The organism is Sphingobacterium athyrii (assembly GCF_003071065.1).
In the GTDB taxonomy this organism is placed as follows: Bacteria; Bacteroidota; Bacteroidia; order Sphingobacteriales; family Sphingobacteriaceae; genus Sphingobacterium; species Sphingobacterium athyrii.
Window position 1 is genome coordinate 426597 of sequence record NZ_QCXX01000004.1, and the last position, 20486, is coordinate 447082.

A 20486-nucleotide genomic window follows, 5' to 3' on the forward strand; every position below is an offset into this window, starting at 1 on the left:
CATAATTATGAAAACGAAAACCCAGTCTACATGGGGAATTTTTTCGTGCCTATTCATCGTGATGCTAGCCGTAACGTCCTCCTGTAAGAAAAATGCAAAACTTCCTCCTGAAGAAAGCAATGAAAAAACACATGCAGTAACATTCAAAATCAAAGATTTTGAAACGATTGTAAGCCCCTTGAAAGCGCAATCGCCCAAATCCAAAAGTGCGTCGACCACCGGAAGCGGCACAGAAAATCAACTCCTCTACCATTGGAATTTTGATAATGGAAACGCTGACCCAACTATAGCGCTTGAGGACGCAGCTGTCATCGATTACAATAATGGTAAAACCGACTATAGCTATGTCGCCGGTTGGCCAACGTCCGGAAAAAGCATTAGCTTCAAAGGAGCCACGGAGATTCTGATCAAGATACCAGCGTCGGGCATTGCTACTTTGGCCAACCTGACTTTTGATGCCAATAGTTCGGGCACTGGACCCCGAGCTTTAGTATTGAGCTATTCGACCAATCAAGGTGCTACATTTACCAACTTAGCCGATACAATTCATTACCCGTCAAATCTTACTATTTCAGGGAAGCTAGCAGTGGAGCAATCGCTCCATTCGATTACGCTAACGGCAGCCAAGGAATGTTGGTTAAAATTAACGCTATTTGCGGGAAATAGAAACGGTGGAAGTAACTACAACGAAAGTACGGGGACTTTTAAAATGGACAATGTCAAAATTATGGGAACGACCGATCAATCTGTTTTGCCTGATAAATTGTACTACCACATCTTTGACGCCAATACCAAACTGCTGGTGAAGGCGGGGACACTCAATGCAAAAGAAAAGTTTAATGTCGCTTTGCCCAAAGGAACTTATTACCTGAGCCTGCTATCTAAAAATTCAGCTACGCCACTAATAATTCCGGCTTCGGTGACGGATCTTAGGAGCCTTTCGGTTTCAAATACTTTCAGTGAGCAGTCCGCTGCGGTATTTGCGGTGCGGGATACTTTTGATGTACGTGAATCCCTTGAGAGGGTATTGACCATGGGCCGGATCTATAGTGAAGTTAAATTTGAATGTACAGATACCGAGGGGCTAGATCTTGTTGACAGTATTCAAATTAAACAACAGCATAATGCTTTCCTATATTATCCTTTCGCAACGGTGGTGGATGAAAAATCAGATAATACCATGCTGAGCGTCATTCCTAATTTTGCTAATAATTCAAAAACCTTTGTATTTAATCAGTTTATGGGCGATGTTCCAGAAAATAAGATGGTTAAGTACGAGTTGCGTATTTTCAGAAAGGGGGAACTTGCGCGTACATTTGAACTGAGCAGTGAGATTCGGAATAACGTACAGCTTCTATTCAAAGGAAAACTACTCGATGGAATAAGTGAGAATCCAGGTTTTCAGGTGATTAAAAATGAAAAGTGGCGTGATAATGTCGTGGTAGAATACTGATCTTAAAAATCAAACCAATAAGCCAATTGAATAGATAAAAAAAATAGGTGTGTCCGATCTTGTTGGGCACACCTATTTTTTTGTTGTTCCCCATGTTGTCTCTTATCAAAATTCAACTCAGGGATTTTGCTGTTTGCCTTTTGGACAGCTTTTTTTCTGTCACGGGGCAAATTAAATTTATAGCAGTTTTTTTAGCAAGGTATTCCAGCCCGCTAAATCATTTAAGATCCGTTCAAGATCGGCGATCGCTACGCGTTCCTGTTCCATGGTATCGCGGTGGCGGATCGTAACGGTATTGTCTTCCAAAGAATCGTAATCAACAGTAATACAGATTGGTGTTCCGATTGCATCCTGGCGGCGGTAGCGTTTTCCGATTGCATCTTTTTCGTCGTATTGAACATTGTAATCCAATTTCAACGTATTTAAGATCTCGCGTGCTTTCTCCGGCAAGCCGTCTTTTTTGGTCAATGGTAAGATCGCTGCTTTCACTGGTGCCAATGCTGGCGGGAATTTTAATACCACACGAGAATCTTGTTTTTCTGCTGTAGAAAGATCCTCTGTTACCAATGAATTACATAAAACCGTTAAAAACAGACGATCCAATCCGATGGAAGTTTCGATGACATAAGGAATGTAATTTTGATTGATCTCCGGATCAAAATATTGCATTTTCTTTTTGGAATATTCCTGATGCTGTTTCAGGTCAAAATCCGTACGGGAGTGAATACCCTCCACTTCTTTAAATCCAAAAGGGAAGTTAAACTCGATATCCACAGCGGCATTGGCATAATGTGCCAATTTATCGTGGTCATGGTAACGGTAGTTAGCAGGATCAAATCCTAACGCTAAATGCCATTTTAGACGTGTCTCTTTCCATTTGTTGTACCATTCCAATTCGGTACCTGGGCGGCAGAAGAATTGCATCTCCATTTGTTCAAACTCACGCATACGCATGATAAACTGGCGCGCGATGACTTCATTGCGGAAAGCTTTTCCGATCTGGGCAATACCAAAAGGAATTTTCATACGACCCGTCTTCTGAACGTTCAGGAAGTTAACAAAAATACCTTGTGCAGTTTCCGGACGAAGATAAACCTGATCCGCTCCATCTGCCATGGCACCCATTTGTGTGGCAAACATCAAATTGAATTGACGCACTTCAGTCCAATTTTTGGTGCCTGAAACCGGACAAACGATATTGTGTTCTTCAATGATTGATTTTAATCCAGCAAGATCATCAGCGTTTAATGCCGTATTCAACGCTTCCAAAAGCGCTGCTGCTTCTGCCGTTTTTCCATCTGCTTCATAACGTGCGATCTTATCTTCGATCAATTGGTCAGCACGGTAACGCTTTTTTGAATCTTTATTATCGATCATAGGGTCATTGAACCCATCCACGTGACCAGATGCTTTCCAGGTTGTCGGGTGCATGAAAATTGCGGCATCGATACCGACAATATTTTCGTGCAATTGAACCATAGATTTCCACCAATAAGTCTTTAGGTTGTTTTTAAGTTCAGAACCTAATTGACCGTAATCGTAGACGGCACTTAATCCGTCATATATTTCGCTCGATTGGAATACAAAACCGTATTCCTTCGCGTGTGATACTACACTTTTGAAAAAATCGTCTGTCTGTTTGCTCATAAGTGGCAAATATAGATATTAGTATTTAGATTTTAGATATAAGATTCTAGATATGAGATATTAGATCCAGATTGCCATCCAAATGAAATTGACATCATAAAATGGCATTCGAACCCCGACATCAATATAGGCCATTAAATGCTCAGATCGCGTATCTGTTGGGATGCATTCTTGTTGTCCACTTTTTTGATGATGTGCTGAATGATACCCTGCTCATCGATCACAAAGGTCGTCCGTGCCGTACCCATATATTTTTTTCCGTACATGTTTTTTTCTACCCATACACCATATGCCTCAACAAGGCTTTTGTCTTCATCTACAAGAAGTTGAAACGGCAGTTCGTGTTTTGTGATAAACTTTTTATGAGAAGCCTCATCATCCACACTTACACCGATAATTTCAAAGCCCTCTTTTTTCAACGATTGATAGTTATCCCTAAAATTGCAGGCCTCGGTTGTACATCCGGGCGTATTGTCTTTAGGGTAAAAGTAGAGAATTACTTTTTTTCCTTTAAAATCCGAGAGATGGACCGTTTCACCATTTTGATTTTTTGCACTGAAATCCGGTGCTTGTTGTCCTATTTCTAGTGTTGCCATATATATAATCTATTTAGTCCATTAAGATACGATATTATCCGATAAAAATCCATCATGCGCGCTAGACTTGATCACAAAAACATCCGGGAATAAAAGCCCATGACGGAGACAGCTCCCCGCAGGAGTTAAACTATCTGCTGAATGAGGCTTCGTATGTTTTTAAATTTCCTTTATTGTCTTTCACTTCCAGTTTGAAGCTGTGCATGCCACTGCCGAGACGGGATTCGAAGTCATGCCACAGGTGTCTTGTTTTGGGGTCATATTTCATTAAAGCCCACTTCCCGTCTATATAAGCATCGAAGGTATCTATTCCCGAGAGATTATCGCTGATGGTAAAATCTATGGAGCGTTGACTGGATACATTCTTGCCGTCGGTCAGGTTACGCGCAGTGATATTAGGGGCAATCGTATCCACGGCAACATAGAACCCACCAAATTCACGCACATTGGCGACAACCCAGCCATTTTCATATTTACCACCTTGCGCTCCGCCGTCCGTGGAGACGATCAGTGCCTTACCATATAGACCTTCCGGTAAGCTATAGTCCGGCTTGATCATCAGTTTGTAATAACCAAATACCGGTGTATAGCTATTGTGGATGTAATGCGTTGCCGAATAACCCTTAGCTGGTTTGGTACCTTGGGAATAATTAAAATAAAGGTCATTGTAAAGAATATTTTTCCCCATATAGACGCGTGCATTTTCAGCCTCATATTTGTTTTCATCGGCATAATGGAACATTTTTAGCCCTTCAGCCGGCTTGCGGCTGATCGCTAAAGACGGGTTGTTCTGTACTTTAAAATTGAGTTCGCTTTTATTGCCCTGCACATCCTTGACTACATATTTTATGTCATGGACTTCATTGTCCTTCAACTCGATCATACCCAAGTTGTCCAGGTGTTTATAGATTGTAATAGGATTATTGGGATCTTTGAAGCTTTTCTGTACGCGGACGCCCGATTTCTTGAGGTAAGGGTAGTCGATATAAGATTGAATCGCCCGGGTCTGGTCAAACGGGATGGCTTCGAATAGTATGGTACTGATATTTTTGTTGTCAAGAAATAGTTCGATCGAATAAACACCGTACGTAAAAGAAATACCGCCGCGTCTGTCTACGGTATTGATGCCTAGTCCAAAGTTGCCATTGACTGGAATAGGGGAGCCAGATGCTAAACTATAATTGCCGTCACCAACTGATCGGATAGTCTGATGTCGACGGGGTGTGTTTTCATCAAAAATTTCGCGGCCGAGATCATAAACAGTTATACCACGGATTAATGGTTTGACACCATCGGGAAACAACAGTCCAAATAATTGTGGATTTAGGGGCAGCTGCGCCTTGGTATCCCGTATTTCAAAATGTAGGTGCGGCCCTGCTGAACCGCCTGTGTTTCCGGAATTGGCGATAAATTCACCCTTTTTGACAGGGACTTGGTCTGGTTTTAGAAATACATCGACATCAAAGCGTTTTTGTTTGTACTGCTCATCTTTTATAATGTTGGCAAGAACTGAATTAAAGCTTTCCAGATGCATATATACCGAAGTATACCCATTTGGATGATCAATATAAACATAGTTGCCACCACCGCCAATTTGTACCCGTACACGTGAAACAAAACCTTCTGCCGCCGCATGGACGGGGATATTGATGCGTTGTTGCGTTCGGTAGTCATCTCCACCATGGAAGTGTGTTGCCCGTAACTCCCCAAATGACCCCGAAGCCTGGGGAGCAATATCCATCGGTCGCACAAAATAGTTTTGTGGATAATTGCGGCTTTTGATAATATCCTGGGCCTGGACAATACTAGCGGACAAAGTCAATACGCCTAATAAATATGCCGTTTTTTTTATCATCTCTACTTCCTCTATTTGATCTTGCAGCTAAACATTTTTTGTTCTCCGATATATCCTTCCAACAGATCCCCTATTGCTACAGGGCCAACACCAACAGGTGTGCCTGTATAAATCAGGTCACCTTTGCGGAGCGTGATAAACTTTGATGTATAAACAATCAGCTCTTCATAGGAAAAAATCATGTCCCTGGTGTTACCCTGTTGCACCGTTTGTCCATTTTGTTGCAGAGAGAAATCAATCGCATAGACATCCGCTAAATCTTCCTTTGGGATCATGTTGCTAATCACAGCGGAGTGGTCAAAGGCCTTTGCCAATTCCCAGGGAAGGCTGTTTGCTTTAAGTTCCTGCTGTACATCTCTTGCGGTGAAGTCGATTCCAAGGCCAATGGCATCGTAATAAGTTGACGCAAATTTTGGCGTGACATGTTTACCTTCTTTGCAAACGCGGAGCACCACCTCAGTTTCGAACTGGATGTTTTGGGAAAATTCGGGGTAATAAAAATCTTTGTTGTCCTTTAAGACCGCGGTGTCGGGTTTTAAAAATATGATGGGATTTTCAGGGACTGGATTATTGAGCTCTTTCGCGTGGTCGATGTAATTTCGGCCGATGGCAATTATTTTCATTGTGTAAGTCTTTTAATGCGATGAAGCTTTCAGATTTTTTGCGCTATATTATGATGGCAACTATTCATCGTTTACTTTTTAGTCATTGATGAATTTATCATACTCACGCCGAATAAATCATCAAGATTTCATGCCTGTCTATTTTCTGAATGATATCGGAACATTTCTCAAGAGAACGACGAATTTATGGGCATGATATGCCCGCTCGGTTGCTTGAAAAAACAAACTTAACAAATGTCCTAAGCTTATCCAAAAATGATCGACAGCAACTGGAGATATCATGCATATAGTCTTATTTATTTATATAGGTTTTAGTTAGGGTTTGTTTAGGTTTTAGTTAGGTTTAGTTTAGGTATTAGCTAACTAAAACCTAAACTAAACCTAAGCCAATATTAACTTAAATCTAAACTAATGAAAACCTTATTACGAATTATTTGTTGAGCTGGAAATAGAGAAATTATAATTAAACCAAAAACTTAACAAATGGCAATATTAGAGGATGGTCCCAATGGTGGTTTTCGGGGCAAAGTAGGATCGGTATATGGATATAATCTCAAAGGACAATGGATTATTCGAGGGGCGAGGAGGAAAAGTAATAAACCTCCGACTGAGGCACAGCGTTTACATCGCCAAAAAATGAAAGCTGTCGGACAGTTTTGTGCGGAAAACAAGGCTGTTTTTGATTTTGGCTATGAGCTAAAAAAAGAAAAAGGGTCTAAATATGGTGCATTTCAGCTTGCGCAAAAACATGTTTTCAATGATGTGCTAGCTTTTGATGCTGCTTATAATCCTGTCGTGTCTTTTGAAAACTTGAACGTATTTGTGGGGGATCTAACACCGCCTGAGGGTGCTAAGGTAAGTGTGAATGACGGACGTATATGTTTGGAATGGACACCAAACCCAACGTATGATGACGAAATTTATAAGTTAAATCTAGCATGCGTTAGCTTAAAAGATTTTTGTTCATTAAAATTAGCAATTGCATCCGCTAGGGATGGTCAATGTGTTGTGGATATACCGGTTGAATTAAATCAGAAAGCTGAATATCATGTCTACATCGGCTATTGGGACACTTATAGAGGTGCATTTTCAAATTCGGCCTATTGTGGCATCATTTAATAGGATTTTTCAGCCTACTTGTGTATCTTTAACACTATGAATAAACTACAATCCGTTTTGTTTGATCTGGACGGTACCCTAATTGATTCGGAATATTTCTACTTTAAAAATTGGGCACCTATCTTAAAACAAGAATTTGATCTGCAGATAACTTATGACGATTGGATTCGCGATTTTGCCGGGCACACCTTGGCGCATAACGTGAAACGCCTGGTTGAAGATTATGGATATGATACAACTGAGGAGCATATGTGGAAGAGGACACGTGCCGCTTATGCAGACTCTAATATGAGCGATATCGAGTTAATGCCTTTTGCAAAGGATATTCTGGTCTACCTAAAGGCAAATAACATTCGGATCGGATTGGTGACCTCAAGCTATCGCAGTACGGTGGATACCGTTTTGGGAAAACATAAACTGCTGGATTACTTTGAGTTTTTTGTGACAAGGGAATGCGTGGAGTCTCCGAAGCCGAATCCCGAGCCTTATCGTTTGGCGTTGACGAAATTGGGCTTAGCGGGAGACTCTTGTGTTGCGATCGAAGATACCATAACAGGAAGTAGATCTGCTTTAGATGCCGGCTTGCAGTTGATTGCGGTAACAAAACAAGAAGTGGAACGTGCTAGACTAACAGATGTTGATAACATTGTGGAAAACTTGCAGCAGGCAAAACAGTTGTTATCTGACTGGATTTAAAGGGAGTCGTATAATTTAATCGTTTTAGCATTTGTAATTTTATTCGGATATACGTAATATTACCGAATTGTAAAGGGAACACTGATTATGAACCGTAGAACCGCAATAAAGCAATTTTTCATTATCGCAGGCGGACTGACAATTTTGTCATCCTGTCTAAATGATGGTGGTGCATCGATTGTATTGAATAAGCTGAAATTATCAGCAGAGGATGAGCAATTTTTAGGAGATCTTGTGGATGTGCTTATCCCAAAATCGGATACACCGGGGGGAAAGGAACTCAACCTGCACCTGTTTGTGATTAAGATGGTGGATGATTGTGAATCGCCGGAAAATCAGGAGAAATTTGTCTCTGGTTTTAATAAACTAAGAAAGCAACTTAATCTGGCCAATGCTAAGGAAACAGAAAATTCCTTGGCCAACCTGAAAGATAAAACGGATGAAAAGATCTTTTTTGAGATTTTTAAATCGCGTGCGATCCAAGGTTATATGAATTCAGAATATGTGATGAAGAATAAGGTGATTTATAAGCTTATTCCGGGGCCGTACAACGGAGCGGTAAAAATTAATGGATAAATCCAACATGGCGAATCTAAATATTGACAGTGAAAAAAATAGAACTTATGATGCGATAGTGATAGGTTCGGGAATTAGTGGGGGTTGGTCCGCAAAAGAATTGTGCGAGAAGGGACTAAAGACCCTGGTATTGGAGCGTGGGCGTGATGTGCAACATATTAAGGATTATCCGACCACGAATATGATGCCCTGGGAGTTTGAACATCGGAATGAAATGCCTTATCAAGTGAAAGCGGAAAATCCGATTGTCAGCAAATGCTATGCTTTTCATGAAGACGCAGCGCATTTCTTTGTAAAAGACAAAGAGCATCCTTACATACAGGAAAAACCTTTTGACTGGATCAGAGGATATCAGGTGGGGGGAAAATCTTTGCTATGGGCGAGACAGACACAACGTTGGTCAGACTTTGACTTCGAAGGTCCGGCACGTGATGGTTTTGCAGTAGATTGGCCTATTCGCTATGCAGATTTAGCCCCATGGTATGCCTATGTAGAGAAATTTGCAGGTATTGCTGGGGACCATGACGGACTTCCGGAGTTACCTGACGGTGAATTCCTGCCGGGATATCCATTGAATATTGTTGAAAAATATTTCAAGGAAAGGGTGCAAAAGAAATTCCCGGAACGCAAGGTGATCTCGGCACGCTGTGCACACCTTTCTAAACCCAACCAGATTCATATTGAGCAAGGCCGTGTACAATGCCAAAATCGGGTGCTATGCCAAAGAGGATGTCCTTTTGGAGGATATTTCAGTTCGAATGCAACGACAATTCCTTGGGCCGCTAAAACCGGAAATATGACCCTTCGTCCACATTCGGTGGTTCATTCTATCTTATATGATGAACAAAAAGGAAAAGCCGTAGGTGTTCGTGTCATCGATACAGATTCCAAGGAGGAAATCGACTTTTATGCAAAATTGATTTTTGTCAATGCAGCTGCGATCAATACCAATCTGATCTTATTGAATTCCAAGTCAAACCGTTTTCCGAATGGTTTGGGAAATGACAGTGGTGTATTGGGAAAATATGTCGCTTTCCATAATTATAGTGCACGTATTTATGCAGAATACGAAGGTCTACTGGATTTTACCGCAGAAGGCAGAAATCCTGCCGGCGGTGGATATATCCCTCGTTTTCGTAATCTGCATAAGCAGGAGACAGACTTCTTACGGGGCTACGCAGCAGGGTTCGGCGCATCCCGCAGTAAAGAATCAGACCGTTCGGGCATAGGCTTAGGACTTAAAGAGAATCTGTTAAATCCGAAGCTTGGGATCTGGCAGGTGGGTTCGCACATGATGGGCGAGACCATACCAAAAGAGTCGGGTATGGTGTCCCTGGATGGCAGTAAAAAAGATGATTGGGGCATTCCATTGTTAAAGATTGCCGTCGATTATGATGAGAACGATGAAAAAATGAAAAAGGATTACATCGCGGTCATGACGGAGATGTTTACCGATGCTGGTTTCACGAACATCCGTCCGGATACACATTGGCAGGCTCCAGGGTTGGATATCCATGAGATGGGCGGCGCACGTATGGGACACGATCCGAAAACATCTGTATTGAACAAATGGAATCAGATGCATGCGGTAAAAAATGTATTTGTGACAGATGGTGCCTGTATGACTTCGACATCAACACAAAATCCTTCATTGACCTATATGGCTTTTTCAGCGCGTTCAGTTGATTATGCGATAAGCGAAATGAAGAAAGGAAACATATAGTTTTAACGGAGAAAGATTTTGCAAATAAATCTTTCTCCGTTTGAATTTTTAATACTATCTTACAACCTAAACTAAAATTTTAAAACGCAAAAACATAATCAAGAAAGAAAAGAAAAGAAAAGAAATAACATAAACCAAACGAATAAATCAAACTAACATACCAATTTTTTTTGCAAGAAAAGCAAAAGCGATTTAGCATTTCTTGTACGTATAGGCGCTTGATAAAATGGACTATAACCGACATTTTTAAGGACGATACTGTTAAATTGGAAGAATTCATAAGGGAAGGGTTAAGACCTAAAACCTTTTATTATAATCGATTACAGGGAAAACTAAATTAAACTAGACGTTTAGAGCATTTTTGCTAAAACGTTTTTATAAACCAAATCACTATTAATATGAGCACAGTTGACGTAAAATCATTTGTGCAGCTTGGGAAAAAATCAAAATTATTTTTCTCATTGGCTGTCATTGCTGGTACATTTCAACAAGTCAATGCTGCTGTAGTAACTTCAGCGAATCACGAAGGTAAAGCCTTGGTAAAAGAAGTTCATAAGCTGCAACAGCAATTGAAAGGAAAAGTACTGGATGCTACCGGAAAACCTCTTGTAGGAGCATCTGTAGCAGTTAAGGGGACCTCAAATGGTGCCCAATCGGATGCACAGGGAAATTTCTCTGTGGAAGCTAAATCCGGTGATGTGTTGGTAGTCTCTTCTGTCGGTTATAAATCGAAAGAGGTGACTGTCGCAGGTACGACCATCACCGTGCAATTGGAAGAAGATCAGAGCCAATTGGAAGAAGTCGTTGTTGTCGGTTACGGTACGATGCGCAAATCAGATGTAACCGGTTCCATTGCGATGGTAAAAGGTTCGGATATGATGAAAGACCAAAGCTTTAGTGCTCTGGATGCTTTACGGGGTAAGGCATCAGGAGTAAACATTTTCTCCAATTCCAGTCAGCCGGGTGCTAACGCGAATAGGGTCGTTATCCGTGGTGTTGCGACAATCAACTCCTCTTCAAACCCGCTATATGTGGTGGATGGTGTTGTGATGGAAGATTTTAATTTATTGAACCCAAATGATATCGAAAACATTGAGGTTTTAAAAGATGCTTCTTCTGCAGCGATTTATGGTGCGCGGGGTGCAAATGGTGTGATTTTGGTAACCACAAAACGTGGTAACAAAGATGGGTCTAGAACAATCAGTTACCAGGGATCGGCAGGGGTAAGTTCTGCGCAACGCTATATGGATCTACTGAATGCACAGGAATGGGTAGATGCCTTTATGATTGGATTGGAAAACGAAAATAAATATCAAAGTGAAGTACTGAAAAGCAAGAATGATAAATGGACACCTTGGTCTTTAAATAAAAAAGATTGGTTCAATGATCCAGATTACTTTGACGCAAACGGCAACCCCTTATATGATACAGATTGGCAACGCGAGGCCACACGGACGGCTATTTCACATAATCATCAATTGAATGTACAACAGGGGGATGAAAAGTCATCCGTTGGCGCATTTTTGAATTATACGGATCAACAGGGAATTATGAACAATACCTGGAATAAACGGATAAATGCAAAAATGGCTTATGATGCAAAACCAACATCTTGGCTCTCTACGGCAATCAACTTGACGGTCAATCATACCTGGGGACGTTATACTCCTGAAGATGGTGGCGGACAAGAAGCTCGCCGTACGATGATCGAGATGATTCCTTGGTATCCGGTTTATGATAAGAATGGTCTTTATACGAATTCATCTTCATCTACCGTAGCTGAACAGCTGAGTTTTGAAGGGATGGCAAATCCGGTTTCCATTCTGGATTTGCAAAAACGCTTGCGTTATAATACGCAGATTTTTGGAAATGCGGCATTGACATTTCATCTGGCCGATGGGTTGGACCTGAAAACACAATTAGGGATTGATCACCATAGGAAAGATTATAAGGGATACTCTTCAAAGCTCTTGAATAATATTTCCAGACCGAATGGATGGGCGGAACGCACGCATACAAATACCTTGTATTGGCAGGAAGAGACGTATTTAACCTATAATAAGCAATTCGATAAACACCGAATCAATGCGATGGCGGGTTTGTCTTGGCAAAAGAAGACGTATGACTTTGATAAAATGCGGACGGAAGGCCTTCCGGATGATTTCTATGAGTATAATAGAATGAATTTAGGTGTTACACCAGCTACGCCCGAATCTTTTTACAATGATTGGGCGATGAATTCGTACTTCTTGAGGGCAGCCTATTCCTATGACAATCGTTATTCTGCCACAGTAACCAGTCGTTATGATGGTTCATCCAAATTTGGTAGGAACAATAAATATGCATTTTTTCCGTCATTAGGACTCGCCTGGAATGTTTCCAATGAGGAGTTTTTAAAGGGTAATCAGACCATTAGTAACCTGAAATTACATACCAGCTATGGATTGACCGGTAACTCTGAGATTGATCCTTATAGGTCGTTGGCGATCGTAGATGCGGGAACAATCTTATTGAATAATGGACGGGTTCCCTGGTCTTATGTCAGCACGATTGAAAATGAAGATCTAAAGTGGGAAAAAACAGCGCAATTTGATGTTGGGGTAGAGTTGGGCTTACTTCAAAATCGCCTAAATTTCGATGTTTCTTATTATCGTCGAAAAACAACAGACCTCCTGTTGGAGACTCCGCTGCCAAGAGCGACCGGTTTTAAATCCGTCATGAAAAATATCGGTTCCGTTCAAAATCAAGGCTTGGATATGATGATTACTGGTACGATTGTGACCAATGAGAATTTTGAATGGAAAGCATCATTGAATGCCAACTATAACAAAAATAAAGTATTGACTTTAGGTGAGAACAATGCGGATATTCTAAAGAACGATTGGGTTGGTGGGGCGAATAGTGTGATCCGTGTTGGTGAAAACTTAAATAGCTTCTACGGTTATAGAAGGTTGGGAGTGTATACACAGGCAGATGTCGATGCAGGAAATGCGGAAATAAAAGACATAGGTCGTGCAAAACGTACAACCGAGAAAGAAATTATCGGAAAAGGGCTGCCAGATTGGACCGGTAGTTTTGTAAATAACTTACGTTATAAAAATTTCGATTTTACGTTGGATCTCCAATTTGTTAAGGGGGTAGATGTCATGCAACAGTTCTTCCACTCAACTTACGATCGTTTTGGCATCACCAATGGTCTGAAGGAAATTTTGACCGATGCGTATAATGGATCGAATCCGAATACGATGCAGCAAGCAATCTATTTGACCAATGGGGGGCATGCTGGCCAGGATACCAACGTGGACGATTCTTGGGTTGCGGACGGTTCTTATGTGCGCGTAAATTTGATCCAATTTGGCTATACATTTAATGCGGATGTATTAAAGCGGATGGGCTTGTCTAGACTACGGATCTATGCGAATGCGAATAATCCATTTTTATTTACGTCAAAAGATTTTAAAGGTTATGACCCCGAAAGTACTTCTCAGTATGATCCAGAAATGACTTCTCAATTTACTGCTCAAGGGAATGGAAAATTTGGACAAAACATGACCTTTTTCTCCTATCCTAGAGCGAAAACATTCTCTTTGGGTGTTAATGTTACATTTTAATGCTTAGAATTTAAAAAGATGAAGACTAAATTATTTTTGTTGTTATTGGCCGGAATGGCGTTAACAACATCCTGTAATAAATTTTTAGAAGAAAATCCTCGCTCAAACCTGTCATTAATAAGTTATTATGAGAATGAAGGACAGGCTGAAGCAACTGTAAATGCGCTTTACCGTCGGGGTTCACCATTACGTTATTCTACAACGGGTTCTTATTTGGGATCTACCGCTTCCATTAATACCATTCTGACCGGATATTTTACGAATAGTTATGAAGGGCAGGAGCGTGTCACCTTGTTTGCCCGTGAATTGACACGGCAGCAAAATGCCAACGTGATATCTCCAACGATGAATACCATCTGGGATGAGGCTTATGAGGCCATCAATATTGCCAATGCTGGTGTAAAATATATCCCGCAAATAAGCATGGTCAATGAGACTAAGAAAAATACATTATTGGCTGAGGCGAAATTCTTTAGAGCCTACAACTACTTTTATCTTGTCAAAACATTTGGCGCACTCCCTTTATATACACTCCCAAATGAGAAACTTACTGATCCACTTTATCTGGAACGTACCGATGCTGCAAAAGTCTATGAATTGATTGAGGCGGACCTAAAAAGTGCCGTAGAAATATTGCCGGCCAAGACATTTGCAAACAATGGCCATCGCATTACAAAATATGTAGCAGCAATGCTTTTGGCTGATGTTTATTTGCAGCAAGGTAAATTTGCTGATGCGGCAACAGCAGCCAAAATTGTGGTGAATTCACCGCATAAGATGACCCAAAATATTGACCTTGAACAGAATAGTGCGTATAACTTGCTGCGTAAAACCGATGACTTGGATGAAGTCATTTATGCGCAAGAATTTGATGACCTTGTTACTAATAGCGGAGCAAGGACCGCCACCGCTTTTAGTTCGTCAGCAGTTTCGGTGTTTACCACTTATTCTATATTTGAGCGAGTTTTTGGCCCGACCAAACAATTTTTGAATGTATATGATAAAAAAGACCTGAGGATCAAACCCAATCAGTTCTACCACTGGTCGTATACTAATCCGATTAATGGTAAAAAATGGACATCAGAGGATGCCGGGATATGGTATTATGTGGATGAGCAAGCTTTGCTGACAACAGGAAGAGGTACAAAAGACTGGAATTTTTATCGTTATCCGGAAGCATTGTTAACTGCCGCTGAAAGTATCGCTAAATCTACGGGCGTAAGTGCAGAAGCAGCGGGTTATCTGGCGCAGGTAAAAGCTCGTGCGAATACAGAGGGAAAATCTGTTGCTGCTTTCACGGCAGAACTACAAGGATTGTCAGCAGAAAATTTTGTCAAAGAGTGCTGGAAAGAACGTCTTCGTGAATTTCCTTTGGAGTACAAGATGTGGGATGATATTGTACGGACAAAGATGTTCCCTGTGATCTCTACAACCGAAGCAGGAAAAGTGGACTTTGTTCCATTAATCGGAGCGAAGAACGCATCTGGAGCCGTATTTAAGGAATCCGATTTATTATGGCCAATTTCTCCTGATGAAATTCAGCGTAACAATAAATTGACCCAGAATCCGGGGTATCAATAGGCACATATACCAAAAGAATGGCCATCCTCGCGATGGCCTTCTTTTTTAAGTTGCACCATCAATGTCCACTTCAGGCCAAATTTGGGTGATAGGATTCAAATAAGATGGTAGCCCGTGAACATTATTTTACAAAGCCGCTGGTAGAATTACTAGCGGCTTTTTATGTGTTTTAAATTTAATGTAACATCTTGGTTATATATATTAAATAATGTTTACTTAACATAATAATTATAATAAAGTTTCTATTTTTGAGTTATCAAGTCTTTGAAAGTACAACAATTATGAGACCATCATGATTTATTCAGACCGAGTGAAACGAGTTCATGAATACAATTAAAAAACAAATTAATTATGAATGAATAATCACAAAAGAGCATGAATAAATCTGATAGCTTCATCCCAATTAAAAAACGAACTTATACAGATGAAAATTAGAAATTTATTATTGCCATTACTATTGCTAGGTTTATCTACCAGTGCAGTGATGGCACAGAGCAAAAAGATCAAGCATGTGGTTTTGGTAGGATTCGATGGGTTTGGAGCCTATGCCCTTCCAAAAGCGGAGATGCCAAATCTCAAAAAGATGATGCAGGAGGGAACTTATAGTACCCATGTACGTACCGTGCTCCCTTCGTCTAGTGCGGTAAACTGGGCGTCCATGTTGATGGGGGCCGGACCGACAACGCATGGTTATACGGAATGGGATAGTAAAACACCTGAAATCCCCTCAACTGTCAGAACTGAAAATGGGATGTTTCCTTCTTTATTTAATGCGGTGGCACAGAAGAATCCCAAAGCGCAATTTGCTGTGGTTCACAGTTGGCCGGGAATAGGGTATCTGATTGATAATAAAGTCGTGCAAAAGATTATTAATACCAAGGATGATGACGAAGCAGCATTGAATACGACTGTGGATATTATCAAAAAAGAAAAACCGACAGTCACTTTTGTGCATTTCGACCAGCCCGATGGTGTCGGTCATAATATAGGCCACGATACCCCCGAGTATTACGCCGAACTAAAGCAGGTTGACCGACGGATCGGAACATTGCAGCAGGCCGTCAAGGATGCGGGCATTGCAGATGAAACTATCTTTGTTGTCGCCGCAGATCATGGGGGTACGGGTAAAGGACATGGTGGCAAATCCTTGGCAGAAGTTGAGATTCCATGGGTAATGACCGGGCCGGGAGTGCCCAAAGGTAAGGAGATCAAAGGGACAGTGATGATTTATGATATCGCACCCACATTAACCTGGTTGCTTGGCGCTCCGCTTGATGCTGCTTGGCGCGGTCAGGCCATTAAAGCTTTTCAGCAATAATAGAATACGTTCACCCCAATAAAAAATCCCTGGAAGTTTTAACTCCCGGGGATTTTTTATTAGATCTATTGAAAATCCTTATATATCTACGAGGACATCCATTTTGAAGTCATCATCTTTCAGATGGACAATCTCAGTGGCTTTTTCGTAGTTTGTTGATTTCTTGGAGAAGAAGTCATGTTGTGTCGTTTCTGTATTCAAGCCATTCAATACAATTGGGTTGACTTGTTTCACCTCAAAGATCGGATCAAAACCTAAGTTCATCAATGCCTTGTTTGCATTATAACGAACATATTCTTTAACCTCAGCGGTCAAACCTACTTCAGTATAGATCTCTTCGGTATATTTCAGCTCGTTTTCATATAGGTTATAAAGTAAAGCCAAGAAACGTGCTTTTACCTGATCTTGATTCTTTAATTTTTTGAATTGATCTTGGGCCATCAATCCGACGAAAACACCGTGAATAGATTCGTCAGCGATGATTTTCTTAATAATATCTGCAGAAGCAACCATTTCACCTTGACCACATAACCATAAAGGTAGGAAGAAGCCAGAGTAGAATAAGAAGGATTCCAACAATACAGAAGCAGCCATAGCCATATAGATCTCTTCATCAGAGGCATCTTCTTTATCGATAGCACGGTAATAACCATCGATCATTTGTGCTTTATATTGCAGGTATTTATTCTGTTGAACCCACTCGAAGATATCATTGATTTCAGCTGTCGTTGAAACCGTTGTGAAAATAGTGGAATAGGATTTTGCGTGAATGGCTTCCATCATACACATATAGGACAATACAGCTTTATTTTGTAAAGTATCTATGTGGTCGATAATTTTTGGCATACCCGTATGACTCTGCAAGGTATCTAACAGGGTCAAACCACCTAATGCTTTTTTATAGGCATCTTTCATTTCCGGGCTGATACGTTTCCAACTATCGATATCTTTTGATGGAATGTATTCGGTGTCAATCCAGAATTGACGGATATTTTGTTCCCAGAACATCAATACATAATCGTTCTCAGGGGTATTCCAATTGACAGCTTTATATGTTTTACTCATTTTTATTTTAAAGTATTAGGCATTTATTATCATGTACTTGAATTTCTGCTTGGTAGATTAAGCCAAAAGTTGCCGATAACTTGGCAACTTTTGACCTATTCACATTATATATCCAAATACTAAAATCTCAAGATTAGGCTGAACAAGAGACACATTCGTCAATGGTCGATTTTCTTGTTCGTGTGTAATAAAGGGATTTCAATCCCAATTTATGTGCATAGATATAATATCTAGACAAATCTCTTGTGGAGTCTTTCGAATTGGTATGCAAGATTGTAGATACCCCTTGGTCGATATGACGTTGGATGACCGAAATCAATTTCAATACTTTGAACTGATCCATATCGTAAGCCGATTTGAAATAGAAATAATTATCATTTGTCAAATATGGCATTGGATAATAGGTTGTACTGTCCCCATATTCGCGCACTTCAATAATGTCGACAATTGGCATAACCGATGCTGTTGCATTCATGATATAGGACGTAGATTGATTTGGAGCAATCGCCAAACGGTACGCATGGTAGATACCATGTTCTTTGATTTTTGCTTTTAATTCTAACCAATCTTCAACAGTTGGAACATGGATACCTTCGAACAATTCTTGTACCTTAGCTGTTTTTGGAAGGTAATCACGGTTCACGTAATTATTGAAATAAGTGCCATCTGCATAGGCTGATTTCTCAAATCCAACAAATGTTTTTCCGCGTTCTTTTGCAATTTCCATGGATGCCTCCAATGAATAGTAGTTCATCATCATGAAGAATGTATTGGCAAAATCCAATGCTTCATTAGATTCATACATAATAAAGCTTTTTGCCAAGTATCCATGTAGATTCATCGCTCCAAGTCCTACGGAATGCAGCTCGCGATTTGCTTTTGCAATGGAAGGAACCATATCGATGTTAGTGACATCTGTGACAACTGTTAAAGCTCGCATAGCTGTCTTAACCGTTTCTTTGATACGTTTGTTGTCCATCACCGTAGCGATATTCAACGAACCAAGGTTACAGGAGATACCATAACGGATCGTATCTTGTTTGCCGTAGATCTCGATATCGGATACTTGTGATACCTGCATAATCTCTGTACACAGGTTCGAGAATTTCACCTGACCGATTTCATTCAAAGCATGTACACGGTTGGTGTTTTCTTTGAAGAAGATATACGGGTAACCGGATTCTTTTTGCGTTTGCGCAATCTTAACTAACAGGTGGCGTGCGTTGATTTTTTTCTTTTTGACATTTGGATTGGTGATCAACTCATCGTACATCTTGTCCATATCCATTTCATCCAAGAATTGTCCATACTCTTGCATCACCGTATGTGGGTAGATCAAATAGCATGGTTCGTCTTTCTCCGCTAGTTCCATGAACTTGTCCGGAACGATGATGCCGATTGAAAGGGATTTGATACGTACTTTTTCGTCCACATTGATCTTTTTACAATCAAGGAATTCTTCAATATCAGAGTGGAAAATATTCAGATATACAGCCCCAGCACCGGGACGTTGTCCCAATTGATTCGCATAGGAGAATGTATCCTCCATGATTTTCATGATCGGAAGTACCCCTCCGGCACGACCTTCAACACCTTTGATAGCCTCGCCACGTGCACGGATTTTGGAGATATTGAATGATACGCCCCCTCCGATAGAGGATAATTTCATGGCTGAATCAACCGCATAACCAATACCGTTCAGGTTGTCACCAATTTCATCCAAGAAACAGGATACCAATTCTCCAGAGCGTTTTTTACCCGCATTCAAGAATGTTGGTGTTGCAGGTTGGTATTCTTGGTTGATCATGATCTCCGCATATTCAATCGCTTTTTTTACACCTTCTTCGCGCGCTAGGAACAGGGATACCGCAACAACGCGGTCCTCGTAGCGCTCTAGGAATTTTTCACCGGAGTCATCACGAAGTGCATAGCTCTGGAAGAATTTGAAGGCTGCCATAAAGGATTCGAAACGGAATTTTTTGGCGTACACATAGTTGAATACTTCTTCAATTTCTTCAAATGTAAACCATTGATAAAAATCAATATAATAATTGTTTTCTATCAAATAGTCTATTTTTTCTTTCAATGTATAAAAGAACACCGTGTTCTTATTTACATATTCCAGGAAATATGCACGAACAGCTTCCTTATCTTTATGTAAGCTGAATTCGTCATCATGCTTAATCATGATTTCATTATTAAGCAATATCCAGTTTTTTGCTACTTCGTTTGCTACCATCGCAAAAGTTCTTTAAGATGTCAATAAATTGGTTTATATCTTCCATTGTTCCGGACAATTCAAATTTGAATGCCAGTGGAATGTCGAAATCCTGTGAAATACGATCCGCTGCCAAACCGAAATTTGGACCCCAGTTGCGGTTGCCACTGGAGGTTACAGAATAAATATTTTTAGCTTCTCGTTTCATGAATTCTTTTGTGTTTTCGGGCACTTGTCCAAAATTCGTGGTAAATGTGACCAAATGGCCGGGATGATTTACCTGAAGGTCAGCGCTAATTTTATGGATCTGCCAGCCAGTGATCTGTGCGACTTTGTCCATAAAACGCTGTACGTTACCCGTTCTGGAATCGTAATAAATGTGTATCATGTTGTCGTGTTTGTTTT

15 protein-coding genes are annotated in these 20486 nt (G+C 40.6%); 8 read left to right on the plus strand and 7 right to left on the minus strand.

Features of this window, described 5'->3' with window-relative positions; all coding sequences use genetic code 11:
- Positions 1 to 7 precede the first annotated feature (7 nt).
- Entirely contained in the window at positions 8 to 1453 is a 1446-nt protein-coding gene (locus DCO56_RS16440; protein WP_146191076.1) for a hypothetical protein, read from the plus strand.
- Positions 1454 to 1630: 177 nt separating this feature from the next.
- Here the strand turns inward: DCO56_RS16440 and DCO56_RS16445 are convergent, their stop codons facing one another.
- The 4 genes from DCO56_RS16445 to DCO56_RS16460 all read right to left on the minus strand — a co-directional run bounded on the left by DCO56_RS16445 (position 1631) and on the right by DCO56_RS16460 (position 6174).
- Positions 1631 to 3100, minus strand: coding sequence for a glycine--tRNA ligase (locus DCO56_RS16445; protein WP_108634850.1), 1470 nt, complete (start codon positions 3098 to 3100; stop codon positions 1631 to 1633).
- A gap of 134 nt (positions 3101 to 3234) precedes the next feature.
- Positions 3235 to 3696 (minus strand): thioredoxin-dependent thiol peroxidase, encoded by a 462-nt coding sequence (gene bcp / locus DCO56_RS16450; RefSeq protein WP_108634851.1) that lies wholly within the window; start codon positions 3694 to 3696, stop codon positions 3235 to 3237.
- Between the two features lie 130 nt (positions 3697 to 3826).
- A complete protein-coding gene (locus tag DCO56_RS16455) occupies positions 3827 to 5551 on the minus strand; it encodes a M23 family metallopeptidase (RefSeq protein WP_108634852.1) in 1725 nt (574 codons plus the stop codon).
- A gap of 11 nt (positions 5552 to 5562) precedes the next feature.
- The gene (locus tag DCO56_RS16460) at positions 5563 to 6174 is read right to left on the minus strand and encodes a fumarylacetoacetate hydrolase family protein (protein WP_108634853.1); all 612 of its coding nucleotides are present in this window, start codon (positions 6172 to 6174) and stop codon (positions 5563 to 5565) included.
- A gap of 483 nt (positions 6175 to 6657) precedes the next feature.
- On the opposite strand from DCO56_RS16460, the gene DCO56_RS16465 reads away from it, so the two are divergent.
- The 7 genes from DCO56_RS16465 (at position 6658) to DCO56_RS16495 (ending at position 16798) form a co-directional block, all read left to right on the plus strand.
- Positions 6658 to 7293: a DUF6266 family protein gene (locus DCO56_RS16465; RefSeq protein ID WP_108634854.1), complete on the plus strand. Its 636-nt coding sequence runs from the start codon at positions 6658 to 6660 to the stop codon at positions 7291 to 7293.
- A gap of 36 nt (positions 7294 to 7329) precedes the next feature.
- Positions 7330 to 7989: an HAD family hydrolase gene (locus tag DCO56_RS16470; protein ID WP_108634855.1), complete on the plus strand. Its 660-nt coding sequence runs from the start codon at positions 7330 to 7332 to the stop codon at positions 7987 to 7989.
- Between the two features lie 87 nt (positions 7990 to 8076).
- Positions 8077 to 8565, plus strand: coding sequence for a gluconate 2-dehydrogenase subunit 3 family protein (locus DCO56_RS16475; protein WP_108634856.1), 489 nt, complete (start codon positions 8077 to 8079; stop codon positions 8563 to 8565).
- Positions 8566 to 8572: 7 nt separating this feature from the next.
- Positions 8573 to 10288, plus strand: coding sequence for a GMC oxidoreductase (locus tag DCO56_RS16480; protein ID WP_108635115.1), 1716 nt, complete (start codon positions 8573 to 8575; stop codon positions 10286 to 10288).
- 398 nt (positions 10289 to 10686) lie between these two features.
- Complete coding sequence (locus DCO56_RS16485; protein WP_108634857.1) at positions 10687 to 13899, plus strand: SusC/RagA family TonB-linked outer membrane protein; 3213 nt, start codon at positions 10687 to 10689, stop codon at positions 13897 to 13899.
- Between the two features lie 18 nt (positions 13900 to 13917).
- The gene (locus tag DCO56_RS16490) at positions 13918 to 15480 is read left to right on the plus strand and encodes a RagB/SusD family nutrient uptake outer membrane protein (protein ID WP_108634858.1); all 1563 of its coding nucleotides are present in this window, start codon (positions 13918 to 13920) and stop codon (positions 15478 to 15480) included.
- A 424-nt stretch (positions 15481 to 15904) separates the two neighbouring features.
- Positions 15905 to 16798, plus strand: a complete 894-nt coding sequence (locus DCO56_RS16495; RefSeq protein ID WP_108634859.1) for an alkaline phosphatase family protein — start codon at positions 15905 to 15907, stop codon at positions 16796 to 16798.
- A 78-nt stretch (positions 16799 to 16876) separates the two neighbouring features.
- Here the strand turns inward: DCO56_RS16495 and nrdF are convergent, their stop codons facing one another.
- The 3 genes from nrdF to nrdI form a co-directional block, all read right to left on the minus strand.
- Complete coding sequence (gene nrdF, locus DCO56_RS16500; protein WP_108634860.1) at positions 16877 to 17863, minus strand: class 1b ribonucleoside-diphosphate reductase subunit beta; 987 nt, start codon at positions 17861 to 17863, stop codon at positions 16877 to 16879.
- Between the two features lie 133 nt (positions 17864 to 17996).
- Positions 17997 to 20102 carry a class 1b ribonucleoside-diphosphate reductase subunit alpha gene (nrdE, locus tag DCO56_RS16505; RefSeq protein ID WP_108634861.1) on the minus strand — a complete coding sequence of 702 codons (2106 nt, stop codon included), beginning with the start codon at positions 20100 to 20102 and terminating at the stop codon, positions 17997 to 17999.
- Positions 20062 to 20469 (minus strand): class Ib ribonucleoside-diphosphate reductase assembly flavoprotein NrdI, encoded by a 408-nt coding sequence (gene nrdI, locus DCO56_RS16510; protein ID WP_104383772.1) that lies wholly within the window; start codon positions 20467 to 20469, stop codon positions 20062 to 20064. The genes nrdE and nrdI overlap by 41 nt, the downstream gene beginning before the upstream one ends.
- Positions 20470 to 20486 lie beyond the last annotated feature (17 nt).